Consider the following 14,117-nt stretch of genomic DNA (forward strand, 5'->3'; position numbering starts at 1 on the left):
CTAGGAAAGCGGCTTTTTTTATTATTTTATTAATTATCTTCTTCTTGATTTGATTGTGTCGAACTGGCATCTAAGTAATTTGGAATACCATCACCATCGGTATCGTCATTAGACGGGTCACCATCATTATCTATATCTTCAAAAATTGTTGGTACACCATCATTATCATCGTCAGTATCAAAAAAGTTTGGCAATGTATCGCCATCTGTATTATCATCAAATACATCTAAGTTATTGTTTAAGTCTTCAAGATGAGATAAAATTCCATCATTGTCATGATCATTAACACCTGATTGATACAACTCAAACTTAAAAACCAAATTTGCATAAGCAGGTATTCCAGAACCTGGAGGCGGCGAAGCAAAATAGCCTAAACCAGAAGGTAAAAACATCACACCAAAACCATAATTATCAAAATCTGACGTACCATCAGGATTCTCAACAAGACCAACAGCTGTATTGAAATTTGTTAATACATCTCTCCACCCTCTAACAACACTAGTTAAATCTAAAGGTGTATCAGCGTTTACTGTATTATCAAAAACTTCACCATCTAAAAAATTTCCCGAATAATTTATTCTTATATCATCTGTGAAATTAGGATTGTCACCACCGCCTTGATTTAATCTTAGCACATAATACTCATAATCAACATCATCAATCAGTATATTTAGCGTTTCAACCGCATCAATTAACAACGTATTGTTGGTTGGGTCAGGCAAATCTTCGTAATTTCCTTGCTCATCTCTAGGCAACTCGTTAATAATAATACTTGTATAAGAATAATTACCTGGCGTTGTAAATGCAGACGAATTGTAGTAATGTGTTTGCAAGTAATTCAATAAAGAGTCTTTATCGGTTATTTGTTGTTCCGCACGATCTCTCACAGGAGCAGGAATAAATGTTTCTTCATCATCTTTTTTACAAGAGGAAAATCCTAAGACAATTATAAAAAGAAATAAAATAGTATTCTTATATGTCATAATATGGTTCATTTTCTTTAAAATAAGTTTATCGCAAAAAAACGATATAAAATTGCATATTTTTGGGCTGCAAGATACAATAATATAATAGTTTTGCATCATACAATTAACGTCATTTTCACAACTAAATTATGCGTGTAGATAAATACCTTTGGTCTGTTAGATATTTTAAAACCAGAAGTCTTGCAACTCAAGCATGTAAAAAGGGACATGTTAAAGTCAATGAACAAACTGTAAAGCCCAGCAGAGAAGTTTATGCAACCGATAAAATTGAGTTAAGAAAAAACCAAATAAATTATCAAATTATTGTTAATGATTTACCTGCAAATAGAGTTGGTGCAAAATTGGTAGATATTTACAGAACAGACGTAACACCAAAGAATGCGTTTGAGGCTCAAGAACTCCTGAAATATTCAAAAGACTATTATCGAAAAAAAGGAGTAGGAAGACCAACCAAAAAAGACAGGCGAGATATTGACGATTTTTATGACGCACCTGATCTAAACAATTAGACAAAATAACAAGGACATTGTTTATCTTTGAAAAAACATCGGCATAATGAGTATAAGTAAAAACACCATATTAAACCATCAAGAAATACAACATAAAATCAAGCGTATTGCTTATCAAATCTATGAAAGCAATGTAAATGAAACAGAACTTATACTTGCTGGAATTGATAGTAATGGTTATCTTTTAGCTAAAAAAATCAAATCTAATCTTGATAAAATTTCAGACATAAAAGCTGTTTTATGCAAAGTTATTATTGATAAGAAGAACCCTTTATCGCAAATAAAAACGTCTTTAAAAGAAGAGGATTACGCTAATAGGTCTATCGTACTTATTGATGATGTACTTAATTCAGGAAATACGCTTATATATGGTGTAAAGCACTTTTTGGAAGTTCCATTGAAACAATTCAAAACAGCTGTTCTAGTGAACAGAAATCATAAAAAATTTCCTGTTAAGGCAGATTTTAAAGGTATTTCACTATCTACTTCATTAAGTGAACACGTAGAAGTGATCTTAGATGGAAAACAGTTTGAAGCCTATCTAAAATAACTCTAATACAATGGATGCTACAACCTCATCAACGCTCAAGTTATCTGTTTTTATAATAATATCAGATTGTTCATAAAAAGGAGCACGTTCAAATAAATGTTTTCCTATAAATTCCAAAAGTGCTCCTTCAGTTTGAAGATGAGCAATTAGTGGTCTATTTTCTTTTTCAGAAGATAATCTTGTAGTCAGACTCTTAATAGACCCTTTAAGATAAATGATCTTACAATTAGGATGGTTTTTTATTAAAGACAAATTAATGCCGTAACAAGGTGTTCCACCACCTAAAGCAATAACAGCGTTATTAACTTCTATCACTTCTTTCAAAGATGTATGCTCTAGCTTTCTAAAAAAAATCTCATTTCTCGTTTTGAAAATTTCTTTTATAGACATTTCAGCTTTTTCCTCAATATAATCATCCAAATCAATGAAATCATAATTAATAAGTTCGGCCATACGTTTCCCAACAGAAGACTTTCCAGAACCCATATATCCAACTAGAATTAACGTCATTAACGTGTTATAAATTGATTATTAAAAACATACAAAATTAGATAACAAAAAAACAAAAAAATATCTAAAAAACCGTTTGGAATATAAATTAAACGTTTTATATTTGCACCCTCGTTAAAGAGACTTATTGACTTGGTAGCTCAGTTGGTAGAGCATCTCCCTTTTAAGGAGAGGGTCCTGGGTTCGAGCCCCAGCCAAGTCACTTAAAAAAGTTAAGCAATTGCTTAACTTTTTTTTTACCTTTATTATTTAAAAGCGCACGTGGCGGAATTGGTAGACGCGCTGGCTTGAGGGGCCAGTGACCGTTTAGGTCGTGGAAGTTCGAATCTTCTCGTGCGCACTTTTCCTATTTTTATTTCTTTTTAAATCCTTTTACTCATAAATTAAACATAAAATTTAAGACTAAATCAATTAAATGTTTATTTTTGTTTAATCTTTTTACGTGTAAAATGAACAATATTAAAAATACGTTTAGTATTAAAGACTTAGAAAATCTAACTGGTATCAAAGCGCATACTATTAGAATTTGGGAAAAACGGTACAACCTACTTCAGCCTGAAAGAACAGATACTAATATTAGATATTATAGCTTAGCCAACTTACAGAAACTATTAAACATAAGCTATTTAAACAATAATGGCTTTAAAATCTCTAAAATTGCAGCAATTGATGGAGAAGAAATTCCAAAGCTGGTAAAAGAAGTTGCTCAAAGTGATACAACAAATAATCACGCTATAGACACCTTTAAGCTTTCAATGCTAAACTTTGATCAAAAGTTATTTTACGATACCTATGAAGGTTTGATGAAAGAAAAAAGTTTTACTCAGATTTTCTATGAAGATCTCATTCCACTACTCTCACAAATTGGTCTACTTTGGCAAACAGATACAATAACACCTGCACATGAACATTTTCTAACATCACTGATAAGACAAAAAATTCTAATAAATACAGAGCTCATACAGTCTAAAAATCAAGTGGTTACTGATAAGACATTTGTGTTATTTCTTCCAGACAACGAAGTTCATGAGTTAGGATTAATGCTTATAAATTATGAACTTATTGCCAAAGGCCATCAATCAATATTCTTAGGACAAAGTGTACCCTTAGATAGTTTGAGAGACCTGTTAACCTATTACGATGAAATAACATTCGTGTCCTATTTTACAGTGAAACCTGAAAAAGATGAAATAGAAAACTACATCAAAAAGTTTTCAGATAAAATACTAGTCAAAAAAACTATTAATCTTTGGATATTAGGTAGAATGCTAGAAGAACTTGACTTAGATACTCTACCAAAACAAATCTTTCCATTTGATACCATTAAAAATTTAGTTAAAAAACTCTAAAATTTTATACCTCAAGTTAATTTTGTTTAGCTTTTGTATAAATTTGTTAAACAATGAATAAAAATATATCTATTATAGGTTCTGGATTTTCTGCTTTAGCTGCTTCATGCTACTTGGCTAGATATGGCTATAAAGTTACCATTTTTGAAAAAAACAAAACCATAGGTGGCAGAGCAAGACAGCTTAAAAAAGATGGCTTCACATTTGACATTGGGCCAACATGGTACTGGATGCCAGATGTGTTTGAGCGATTCTTTTCAGATTTTAACAAAACACCTGACACCTACTACACTTTAGACAAACTCAATCCTGCATACAGCGTCTATTTTGGGAAAAACGACTACATTACAATTGAAGATACCTTAGAAAAAATCTGTGTTGCTTTTGAAAAAGAAGAAAAAGGAAGCTCAAAAAAATTAATGAAATTTATTGATAATGCACAAAACAATTATGAAGTAGCTATCAAAGATTTAGTCTATAGACCAGGTGTATCACCACTAGAATTAGTCACTCCTGTAACCATTAAAAAAATTAGTCAGTTTTTCAGTACCATAAAAAAAGATGTTAGGAAAGAATTCAAAAACGATAGGCTTGCTATGATTTTAGAATTCCCAGTTTTGTTCTTAGGTGCCAAACCAGACAACACACCCTCATTCTATAGTTTTATGAATTATGCCGATTTTGGTATAGGAACATTTCACCCAAAAGGTGGGATGTACAAGGTTATATTAGCTATGGAAAGTTTAGCTAAAAGCTTAGGTGTAACTATAAACACAGAAAGTGTTATTGAAAAAATAAATGTTACTGATGGTAGAGCCTCATCCATAGTTACAAATGGAACAACTTACACTAGCGATATTGTTTTGAGTGGTGCGGATTACCACCACACCGAAACACTTCTAGCCCCAGAATATGTTCAATATTCAGAAAATTATTGGGAGAAAAAAATATTCGCCCCGTCCTCTCTCCTGTTTTATGTTGGTTTTGATAAAAAACTAAAAAATGTAAATCACCATACGCTGTTTTTCGATGTTGATTTTGATGCTCATGCTAAAGACATCTATGACAGACCTAAATGGCCTGATCATCCTTTGTTTTATGCTAGTTTCCCTTCTATTACAGATAGTGAATCAGCTCCAGAAGGTAATGAAGCTGGTATTTTTTTAATTCCATTAGCGCCAGGATTAGAAGATACAGAACAACTAAGAGCAGAATATTTTGAGAAAATAATAACACGTTTCGAGGACTTAACCTCTCAAAGCGTAAAAAAAAATATTATATTTAAAGAGTCCTTTTGCGTTAATGACTTTATAAACGATTATAACTCATACAAAGGAAATGCTTATGGAATGGCTAACACCTTATTGCAAACAGCATTTTTAAGACCCAAATTGAAAAGTAAAAAGGTGAATAACCTTTATTTCACAGGACAATTAACGGTTCCAGGACCAGGAGTTCCTCCTTCATTGATTTCAGGAAAATTAGTGGCTGAACTCATTAAAAAACATCACAACAATTAATTATGAAGTCTATTTTTGATTCTGTTTCAAACCAATGCAGTAAGACCGTTACTAAATCTTACAGCACTTCGTTTTCTTTAGCAACAAAAATGTTATCTAACTCTATTAGACAAGACATTTATAATATATACGGGTTTGTTAGATTCGCAGACGAAATTGTAGACACATTTCATGATTATGATAAAGCACTCTTATTTGAAAATTTCACTGAAGATCTCGAACGCGCTTTACAATATAAGATCAGCTTGAATCCTATTCTAAATTCATTTCAAGAAACTTACCATAAATATAATATAGACAAAGACTTGGTAGATGCCTTTATGAAAAGTATGCGAACCGATTTACACAAAAACACATACTTAACTGATGATGAATACAAACAATATATTTATGGATCTGCAGATGTGGTTGGCTTGATGTGTTTAAAGGTATTTGTTAAAGGAAATCAAGAAAAGTATGAAGCGTTAAAAGATTCAGCTATGAGCTTAGGCTCTGCTTTTCAAAAGGTTAACTTTTTAAGAGACCTAAAAGCAGATTTTGAAGATCTAAGTAGGACCTACTTTCCGAATACAGACTTAAACCACTTAGATGAAGCCTCTAAACAAGCCATTATTCAAGATATAGAAAACGATTTTGCAAAAGGTCTTAAAGGGATAAAAAACCTACCTATTGAAGCTAAGTTTGGTGTATTTATGGCTTACAGATATTACAACCAGTTGCTTAAAAAACTAAAAAAGACACCAGCTTTGAAGATCAAATCTACTCGTATTAGAGTGCCAAACTATAAGAAATTTGAACTACTCACTCGTAGCTACGTAAAATATCAATTAAATTTAATGTAACAACATGCAAACTGTACTTTGGATTTTTGTTTTTTTGAGTGTATTCTGCACTATGGAATTTATGGCTTGGTTTACACATAAATATGTAATGCATGGGTTTTTATGGAGTTTACACAAGGATCACCATCATAAAGGTCATAAAAGTTGGTTTGAACGTAACGATGCATTCTTTATCTTTTATGCCGTAGTGAGCATGATCTGTTTTTACTTATGGAGTTATGAAAATATATGGTATTGCTTACCTATTGGTCTAGGTATCATGGCTTACGGTGCTGCTTACTTTTTAGTTCATGATATCTTTATTCATCAACGGTTCAAATTATTTAGAAACGCTAACAATTGGTACGCTAAAGGCGTACGTCGTGCCCACAAAATCCACCATAAACACTTAGGTAAAGATGATGGCGAATGTTTTGGGATGTTATTTGTTCCTTTTAAATATTTCAAGAAATAGTTTTCATATAAAATGACAGATAGTTCCCATTTCGATTATATCATTATAGGAAATGGTTTGGCTGGTTTACAGTTGGCTTTAAAGCTAGCTTCTGATTCTTTTTTTAATACTAAACAGATTGCGTTAATTGATCCTTCAGAAAAAAAAGAAAATGACAAAACGTGGAGTTTTTGGGAAAAACAACCTTCTCAGTGGCACTTTTTAACCCATAAATCTTGGGATAATGCTTGTGTACATAGTAGTAAAGCTAAAATCGAACTTGAATTACACCCATACAGTTACAAAACAATTCGCGCAATAGACTTTTATCTAGCAGCAAAACAACAACTCAAAGCAAAAACAAATTTTCATTTTATTACTGATACTGTTACATCAATTTCAGAATCTAAAAAACTTACTGTAAGCACTATAAATAATGAGTACACCGCACTTCATATATTTGACAGCAGAATACCAGACACGTTTTCATTAAATTCAAAGAATAGTATTTCAATTATTCAACACTTTAAAGGTTGGATCATTAAAACTAAAACCGAAGCCTTTGATGAGAAAAAAGTCATTATGATGGATTATAGGTTGAAAGATGGTGAACAAACAACATTTACCTATGTACTCCCTTTTTCTAAAACTGAAGCACTTATTGAATTTACTTATTTTACAGAACATTTAGTTGATGAGATGGTTTACGATAAATTTATAAAGCAGTACATCAAAACGTATTTAAAAATTGAAGATTATACAATTATTGAAACTGAACATGGTCAAATTCCAATGACAACCTTCCCTTTTGAAAAATACAACACAGATCACATCACAAAAATAGGAACTGGAGGTGGCTGGGTTAAAGGTTCTACTGGATATTCATTCAAGCATACTGAAAAAAAAGTTACCAAAATCATAACTAACCTGAAAGCGAATCGCAAACCTTCTAAAAACTTATTCAAACGCAGATATAAGTTTTATGACAAAATTTTTCTTAAGGTATTAAAGGACGAAAATCATAAAGGAGAATGGATTTTTCAGCAATTCTATGGGAGGAATTCCATTCAAACCATGTTTCGATTCTTAGATGAAGAATCTACTTTTTTTGAAGATATAAAAATTATGCTTTCATTGTTTTCATGGTCATTCATTAAAGCCTTTTTTAAAACGCTATAAGCAATTCATCAATAACAGTTGTAATATGGTTACTGTTCCAATTTGCAGCACCAGATTTATCAATAACTATAGTACCATTTCTGTCTATAATGAATGTTCTTGGAATTGAACTCACATTAAAGTTCTTAGGATACGCACTTACAGATTGATAGACCTGGAAACTAAAATTATGATTTATCATAAACTCGTATAGCTTCTCTTTTTCTTCATTAGACACAAACAAAAACACGACATCTTTATTGCCTTTATAACTCTGAAACAACGCTTCTAAACTTGGCATTTCAGCAATACAAGGTGGACACCAAGTAGCCCAGAAATTAATTACTACAACTTTCCCTTTAGCAGATGAAAAGTCATAAGTATTATTTGACGTGTCTTTTAATTTCCAATTGTAATCTATAAGTGTTTTACGTTCAGAAACATCAATAACAGATGGTTTTATAATTAGAGCTATTGCCTTATTCATAAACACTTGAATAGGTAATCGCGTTTGCGGAATAATTAATACGATTAATACAATGATAAAAGTAACGTTGTAAATTTTAGATTTTTTAGTTGTTCCCATAAACATAAAGAAGCATGCTATCATAGTCGATAACATGCCTCAAATCTAACAACAAAACTCTAATTAAAATAGTGTCTTATAATTATCCTAGTTTCTAGTTACTGTTATTGAGTTAGATAAGTGAAACGTACCGGTTAAGTTATTGGCATTAGTCACAGTAGAAATATTTGTATCATTCTCATATCGTAAATACCAAATCAAGCAAACACCAACACCTGCACCATCAAAATCTACACCTTCTACAGCAGCCAATGTTGGAGGAGTTCCTAAGATCATTCCTGTATCGTCGGTAATAATCCAAATAGCATTAGTACCAACTCTATTATCAGGGTTCTCAAAACCGATACCACTAACCATATCTGGAGTACCATCAACAGTGAAGGTAAAAGGCCCTCCAGTTAATACATCGGCATTAGGCCCACGTTCTACTCGAATAGAATTAGACAAACTGAATGTGCCTGTTAAATCTGCAGCATTAGTTACTGTAGCTATGTTTGTATCGTCTTCATAACGCAAATACCAGATCAAGCATACACCACGACCTGCACCGTCAAAATCTACACCTTCAAGTGCTGTAAGATCTCCAGGCGTTCCTAAAATATTTAGGTCAATATCTGTTATAACGAAAGTTCGATTAGTTCCTACTGCATTTGGAGCTGTAGAAATACCACTTACCATATCTGGAGTACCATCAACAATAAAGTTAAAAGGACCACCTATTAAAGTTCCTGCATCTGGTTGTCCTAATCTATTTACTGTGATTGAGTTAGACAAATCAAAACTTCCTTGAAGATCATTTGCATTTTGTCCCATTTCTAGACCTTGCAGTCCATCTTCATACCGCAAATACCAAATTAAGCAAGTACCAACTCCTGCGCCATCAAAATCTACACCTTCTAGATCTTGAATTGTAGGAGGCAATCCTAATATATTTCCTAGATCATCAGTCACTACAAATCGTCTATTACTACCTACTGCATCTGGATCGGTTGTAATTCCATTGACAAAATCTGGAGTGCCATCAACTATAAAAGTAAATGGTCCTCCAGATAAAACTCCTGCATTTGGAACAATTGCTTGAGGAGGCGTACTACTATCGTCATCATTACTACAAGAAGTGGCAACAAAACTAAGTACCAAAACTGCTAAAAACATTTTTTTAATCATCGTATATAATTTTAAAGTTTATTTAATGCTTCAAAATTATAACCTGTATTAATCATAAAATGTTAGCTAGCTAACACTAAGCCGTTTTTTTTAAAATTCGGATTTCTTTTCTATTGAAATTAATGTAGTTTTCTTCTTTAAGCTCATTAAGAAGAATATTAAGTGTGGGTCTAGAAGTGCCTATTAACGAAGCAATATCTTTTTGAGTATAAGGATGCTTAATGACATGATCTCCCGTTTTAGGACAATCGTAACCAAAATCGGCACAAAGTTCATCTAAAAATTCTACTAAACGCGTCTTTGTGTCTTTAAACAGAAGTAATTGAAGTCTACGCTCTAGCTTTTTAAATTTAAATCCAATAAATTTATACACTTTAAAACTGAAGGTTTGATTATCACGCATAAGCTCATGCATTGTTGTGACTCCAATAGGACAAATAGAAGTGGAATTATCTATTGACTGTGCGAACTCATCACGCTTACTATCGCCAAGAATTGCTTTTTCTCCAAACAATTCTCCTTTTGATAGAATTGCTTTTACGACCTCGTCTCCGTTTTCATTGTAATAACCAATTTTTACTTTTCCTTTTTCAATCAAATATACTTTGTTTGCTGAATCTTGTTCAAAATAGATGTAATCCTTTTTCTTATAGGCATCAAAGTCATGACCCTTCTTATAGGCCTTGAATTTATGAGGGCAAAGCACCTTAAAAAGATTGACATCATCAAAGAACCAAAGTGATTGCATTTGGGTGTTTTTTGTTAGATAACTATAAGGTCGTAATACCAATTGAATACTTACATAAATTGAATACTTACATAAATTGAATACTTACAAATCATAAAAAAAGCTCCTAAACTAAATTTAGGAGCTTTTTACATATAATTACATTATAAAATTATGCAGCGTTTTCTTTTTTGATTAAGTTAAGAGCAGAACCTTCATTGTACCAATCAATTTGAGATTGATTATAAGTATGGTTCACTTTAATAACATCTTTACTGCCATCTGTATGTACAACTTCAATAGTTAATTGTTTTTCTGGAGCAAATTCATTTAAATCTAAAAAGTTAAACGTATCATCTTCTTGAATGAGATCATAATCGCTCTCATTTGCAAATGTTAGACCTAACATTCCTTGTTTTTTCAAGTTTGTTTCGTGAATACGAGCAAATGATTTTACAATTACAGCTGCAACACCTAAATGACGTGGTTGCATAGCTGCATGTTCTCTAGATGAACCTTCTCCGTAATTATGATCGCCAACTACTACCGACTTAATTCCTGCTGCCTTATACGCTCTTGCGGTATCGGGAACACCTCCATATTCTCCAGTAAGCTGATTTTTAACAAAATTAGTTTTTTTGTTAAATGCATTTACAGCACCTATGAGTGTATTATTAGCAATATTGTCTAAATGACCACGGAAACGTAACCAAGGCCCAGCCATACTAATATGATCGGTAGTACATTTACCAAATGCTTTAATTAAAAGTTTAGCACCAGTTACTGAGTCACCTATAGGTTCAAAAGGCGTTAGTAGTTGTAGTCGCTCTGAATCTGTAGCTACTTTAACCTCAACACCACTTCCATCTGCCATTGGTGCTAAATAACCATTATCTTTAACCTCAAACCCTTTAGGAGGTAATTCCCATCCTGTTGGCTCATCTAACATTACTTCTTCTCCTTTCTCATTGATCAATTTGTCTGTAAGTGGATTAAAATCTAATCGCCCAGCTATAGCAATGGCTGCTGTTAATTCTGGTGAAGCTACAAAAGCATGCGTATTAGGATTCCCATCTGCTCGTTTGGCAAAGTTTCTATTAAAAGAATGCACAATACTATTTTTAGGAGCATTTTTTGGGTCTTCATAACGTGCCCACTGACCTATACATGGCCCACAAGCATTAGTAAATATCTTTGCATCAAGTTTTTCAAATACTTGAAGAATACCATCACGTTCAGCTGTGTAACGCACTTGTTCAGAACCTGGGTTAATACCAAACTCTGCTTTTGTTTTTAACCCTTTATCTAAAGCTTGTTGGGCAATTGAAGATGCTCGAGATAAGTCTTCATAAGATGAGTTCGTACATGAACCTATCAATCCCCATTCAACTTTAATTGGCCAATCGTTAGCTTTTGCTTTTTTAGTCATTTCTGAACCAACTGTAGTTGATAGGTCTGGTGTGAAAGGACCATTTAATAAAGGACCTAATTCAGATAGATTAATGTCAATAACTTGATCAAAATAATGCTCTGGATTTGCATATACATCTGCATCTGCAGTTAAGTATTCCTTTATTTTATTAGCTTCTTCAGCAACATCTTCTCTATCAGTAGCACGTAAATAACGCTCCATGGATTCGTCATAACCAAAAGTTGACGTAGTTGCTCCAATTTCTGCTCCCATATTACAAATAGTTCCTTTACCTGTACAAGACATTGCTGTTGCTCCTGGACCAAAATATTCAACGATAGCTCCTGTTCCTCCTTTTACAGTAAGAATTTCAGCTACTTTTAAAATGACATCTTTTGGTGCTGTCCATCCTGATAATTTACCTGTTAATCTCACTCCTATTAACTTAGGGAATTTTAACTCCCAAGCCATTCCTGCCATAACATCTACTGCATCAGCACCACCTACTCCAATAGCTACCATTCCTAAACCTCCAGCATTTACAGTATGTGAATCTGTGCCGATCATCATTCCGCCAGGAAACGCATAGTTTTCTAAAACTACCTGATGGATAATACCAGCTCCAGGCTTCCAGAATCCTATTCCATATTTGTTAGATACTGACTCTAAAAAATTAAAAACCTCATTACTTGTATTGATAGCATGTTGTAAATCTTGAGTGGCTCCAAGTTTAGCTTGAATTAAATGATCACAATGTACTGTTGTAGGAACAGCCACCTTATCTTTTCCAGCTTGCATGAATTGCAATAATGCCATTTGAGCTGTTGCATCTTGACATGCCACTCTATCTGGAGCAAAATCGACATAATCTTTACCTCTTGTGAATGCTTTATTAGGCATTCCGTCCCAAAGGTGTGAATACAAAATCTTTTCTGAAAGTGTTAACGGTTTTCCTACTATATCACGAGCTGCGTCCACACGCTTAGCTATGTTAGCATAAACCTCTTTAATCATGTCAATATCAAAAGCCATATTTTCTATTTAAAGTGTGAATATTTTTGTTTTCCTTCTATATAAGGACTGCAAAATTACAAATTTTTAGTCAAATTTAAAAATATGTAACAAAAACTGTTAATTACTGAATATAAATCAATAAATACTCTATTTTAAGATATTAAAATAGATAATTCCTAATTAATTAAGAAATAAAATAATAAATTAACAATTCAATCTACTTGAAATAATTTTTGATTTTTTCTGAATCCCTTAAATCGGTCATTGGTTTTTCATAAAGACGATATAAAGTATAAGATAGCGTAATAGTAATTAGTAAGTAAACTACTATGTAAACGAAAATATCAAATCCTGCTAAGTTTTCTGAAGGTATAAAATATTTTAACAACTGCATAACTATAGAATAATGCAAAAGATATATAGCATAAGACAATATGCTGATATGAGTTATTAAAATTTTTACTGCCTTTGGTGCATATCGAATTTGGCTAAGTAACGGCAAGACAAGAACAATTGCAAATGATTTAATTAAGAAATACCATACATTCCAAAACATAGGATAATTAGTTATAAAAAGCTGCTTCATTGGGATGTAAATATTAATTCCAAAAAAGATCAATACTCCCAAAATAAAAGCGCCATATTGTATTTTCTTCCAAAAGTTTGCGTATAAAATTGAGATATAAGCAGCTAAAACGCCATAATAAATAGCATCAATTCTATATATCACTATGGCTTTGACATTTATCGTCCAATGCCGCATATCTTGTATTGTTTCAAACTGGTTATATACTAGTTTCGTAATCAAGAATATCAATAAGATCAGTAACGTAATCCATAAAAAGAGGTTAGATCTAGAGTATTTAGTTTTAAAAAGCAAAACTAAATACAATAATAAAGGTCCAAGGATGTAGGCAAACTCTTCAATAGACAAACTCCAAGATTCGGCAAATAGCCAAGGCATTTGTGTTGAAAAATTATGAAGAAAAAAGAAATATTTCCAAACGTTATCAGGCAAATGATTGCCTAAATATATAGCTATAATTATATTAAGTAGTAAGACTAAATAGTAGTTTGGCAATGTTCTAAACCAACGCCTAACCCAAAAATAGAATATATCTTTAAATTCAAACGATTTAGAGACATACATCTTGTACAAAATTCTTCCTATTAAAAACCCACTCAAAACAAAGAATATTTCAACACCCATAACACCAGAAATACTCAAAACGTCTGGAATGACACCTCTCGCATCTGGAACAATCCATAAGGTGTGAGAGCAAACTACCATAATGATGGCTATAGCCCTCATCAGGTCTAAGCCAAAAATTCGTTTTTCGTAATTTATTTGCATA

General features: G+C 32.4%; 14 protein-coding genes and 2 tRNA genes. 9 read left to right on the plus strand and 7 right to left on the minus strand.

Translation table 11 applies throughout. The features are described 5' to 3' along the window. Positions 1–29: 29 nt before the first annotated feature. A complete protein-coding gene (locus Q0876_RS07780) occupies positions 30–983 on the minus strand; it encodes a hypothetical protein (RefSeq protein ID WP_299225879.1) in 954 nt (317 codons plus the stop codon). Between the two features lie 131 nt (positions 984–1,114). Between Q0876_RS07780 and Q0876_RS07785 the strand changes: the two genes are divergently transcribed. Further along, positions 1,115–1,495 (plus strand): RNA-binding S4 domain-containing protein, encoded by a 381-nt coding sequence (locus Q0876_RS07785; protein ID WP_299225882.1) that lies wholly within the window; start codon positions 1,115–1,117, stop codon positions 1,493–1,495. A gap of 46 nt (positions 1,496–1,541) precedes the next feature. Beyond that, positions 1,542–2,045, plus strand: coding sequence for a phosphoribosyltransferase family protein (locus tag Q0876_RS07790; RefSeq protein WP_299225885.1), 504 nt, complete (start codon positions 1,542–1,544; stop codon positions 2,043–2,045). Here Q0876_RS07790 and Q0876_RS07795 read toward each other — a convergent pair. Then, complete coding sequence (locus Q0876_RS07795) at positions 2,037–2,555, minus strand: shikimate kinase (protein ID WP_299225888.1); 519 nt, start codon at positions 2,553–2,555, stop codon at positions 2,037–2,039. The two genes, Q0876_RS07790 and Q0876_RS07795, sit on opposite strands and share 9 nt — an antisense overlap. Positions 2,556–2,684: 129 nt before the next feature. On the opposite strand from Q0876_RS07795, the gene Q0876_RS07800 reads away from it, so the two are divergent. The 7 genes from Q0876_RS07800 to Q0876_RS07830 all read left to right on the plus strand — a co-directional run bounded on the left by Q0876_RS07800 (position 2,685) and on the right by Q0876_RS07830 (position 7,878). Further along, positions 2,685–2,757 (plus strand) — tRNA-Lys (locus Q0876_RS07800). A gap of 53 nt (positions 2,758–2,810) precedes the next feature. After that, positions 2,811–2,895: transfer RNA gene (locus Q0876_RS07805), tRNA-Leu, on the plus strand. Between the two features lie 109 nt (positions 2,896–3,004). Then, positions 3,005–3,904 carry a MerR family transcriptional regulator gene (locus tag Q0876_RS07810; RefSeq protein WP_299225891.1) on the plus strand — a complete coding sequence of 300 codons (900 nt, stop codon included), beginning with the start codon at positions 3,005–3,007 and terminating at the stop codon, positions 3,902–3,904. Between the two features lie 53 nt (positions 3,905–3,957). Continuing rightward, positions 3,958–5,424 (plus strand): NAD(P)/FAD-dependent oxidoreductase, encoded by a 1,467-nt coding sequence (locus Q0876_RS07815; protein WP_299225894.1) that lies wholly within the window; start codon positions 3,958–3,960, stop codon positions 5,422–5,424. A 2-nt stretch (positions 5,425–5,426) separates the two neighbouring features. Further along, on the plus strand, positions 5,427–6,266 hold the full coding sequence (locus tag Q0876_RS07820; protein WP_299225897.1) for a phytoene/squalene synthase family protein: 840 nt from the start codon (positions 5,427–5,429) through the stop codon (positions 6,264–6,266). A 4-nt stretch (positions 6,267–6,270) separates the two neighbouring features. Further along, positions 6,271–6,720 (plus strand): sterol desaturase family protein, encoded by a 450-nt coding sequence (locus Q0876_RS07825; protein WP_299225900.1) that lies wholly within the window; start codon positions 6,271–6,273, stop codon positions 6,718–6,720. A gap of 12 nt (positions 6,721–6,732) precedes the next feature. Then, the gene (locus tag Q0876_RS07830) at positions 6,733–7,878 is read left to right on the plus strand and encodes a lycopene cyclase family protein (RefSeq protein WP_299225903.1); all 1,146 of its coding nucleotides are present in this window, start codon (positions 6,733–6,735) and stop codon (positions 7,876–7,878) included. Here the strand turns inward: Q0876_RS07830 and Q0876_RS07835 are convergent. The 5 genes from Q0876_RS07835 to Q0876_RS07855 form a co-directional block, all read right to left on the minus strand. After that, a complete protein-coding gene (locus tag Q0876_RS07835) occupies positions 7,865–8,443 on the minus strand; it encodes a TlpA disulfide reductase family protein (protein ID WP_299225906.1) in 579 nt (192 codons plus the stop codon). The two genes, Q0876_RS07830 and Q0876_RS07835, sit on opposite strands and share 14 nt — an antisense overlap. An 87-nt stretch (positions 8,444–8,530) precedes the next feature. Then, positions 8,531–9,610: a hypothetical protein gene (locus tag Q0876_RS07840; protein WP_299225909.1), complete on the minus strand. Its 1,080-nt coding sequence runs from the start codon at positions 9,608–9,610 to the stop codon at positions 8,531–8,533. A 76-nt stretch (positions 9,611–9,686) separates the two neighbouring features. Next, a complete protein-coding gene (locus Q0876_RS07845; RefSeq protein WP_299225912.1) occupies positions 9,687–10,358 on the minus strand; it encodes a Crp/Fnr family transcriptional regulator in 672 nt (223 codons plus the stop codon). Between the two features lie 151 nt (positions 10,359–10,509). Continuing rightward, the gene (locus Q0876_RS07850; RefSeq protein WP_299225914.1) at positions 10,510–12,780 is read right to left on the minus strand and encodes an aconitate hydratase; all 2,271 of its coding nucleotides are present in this window, start codon (positions 12,778–12,780) and stop codon (positions 10,510–10,512) included. 199 nt (positions 12,781–12,979) lie between these two features. Then, positions 12,980–14,116, minus strand: a complete 1,137-nt coding sequence (locus Q0876_RS07855; protein ID WP_299225916.1) for an acyltransferase — start codon at positions 14,114–14,116, stop codon at positions 12,980–12,982. Between the last annotated feature and the right edge of the window lies 1 nt (position 14,117).

It is taken from the genome of uncultured Psychroserpens sp., from assembly GCF_947503375.1.
In the GTDB taxonomy this organism is placed as follows: domain Bacteria; phylum Bacteroidota; class Bacteroidia; order Flavobacteriales; family Flavobacteriaceae; genus Psychroserpens.

Bases quoted from the DNA above. Each gene is read 5' to 3' on its own strand.
- Q0876_RS07820 (WP_299225897.1), top strand. From the start codon at position 5,427: ATGAAGTCTATTTTTGATTCTGTTTCAAACCAATGCAGTAAGACCGTT.
- Q0876_RS07855 (WP_299225916.1), bottom strand. From the start codon at position 14,116: ATGCAAATAAATTACGAAAAACGAATTTTTGGCTTAGACCTGATGAGG.
- Q0876_RS07790 (WP_299225885.1), top strand. From the start codon at position 1,542: ATGAGTATAAGTAAAAACACCATATTAAACCATCAAGAAATACAACAT.
- Q0876_RS07830 (WP_299225903.1), top strand. From the start codon at position 6,733: ATGACAGATAGTTCCCATTTCGATTATATCATTATAGGAAATGGTTTG.
- Q0876_RS07785 (WP_299225882.1), top strand. From the start codon at position 1,115: ATGCGTGTAGATAAATACCTTTGGTCTGTTAGATATTTTAAAACCAGA.
- Q0876_RS07835 (WP_299225906.1), bottom strand. From the start codon at position 8,443: ATGGGAACAACTAAAAAATCTAAAATTTACAACGTTACTTTTATCATT.
- Q0876_RS07850 (WP_299225914.1), bottom strand. From the start codon at position 12,780: ATGGCTTTTGATATTGACATGATTAAAGAGGTTTATGCTAACATAGCT.
- Q0876_RS07845 (WP_299225912.1), bottom strand. From the start codon at position 10,358: ATGCAATCACTTTGGTTCTTTGATGATGTCAATCTTTTTAAGGTGCTT.
- Q0876_RS07825 (WP_299225900.1), top strand. From the start codon at position 6,271: ATGCAAACTGTACTTTGGATTTTTGTTTTTTTGAGTGTATTCTGCACT.
- Q0876_RS07780 (WP_299225879.1), bottom strand. From the start codon at position 983: ATGACATATAAGAATACTATTTTATTTCTTTTTATAATTGTCTTAGGA.
- Q0876_RS07810 (WP_299225891.1), top strand. From the start codon at position 3,005: ATGAACAATATTAAAAATACGTTTAGTATTAAAGACTTAGAAAATCTA.
- Q0876_RS07795 (WP_299225888.1), bottom strand. From the start codon at position 2,555: ATGACGTTAATTCTAGTTGGATATATGGGTTCTGGAAAGTCTTCTGTT.
- Q0876_RS07840 (WP_299225909.1), bottom strand. From the start codon at position 9,610: ATGATTAAAAAAATGTTTTTAGCAGTTTTGGTACTTAGTTTTGTTGCC.
- Q0876_RS07815 (WP_299225894.1), top strand. From the start codon at position 3,958: ATGAATAAAAATATATCTATTATAGGTTCTGGATTTTCTGCTTTAGCT.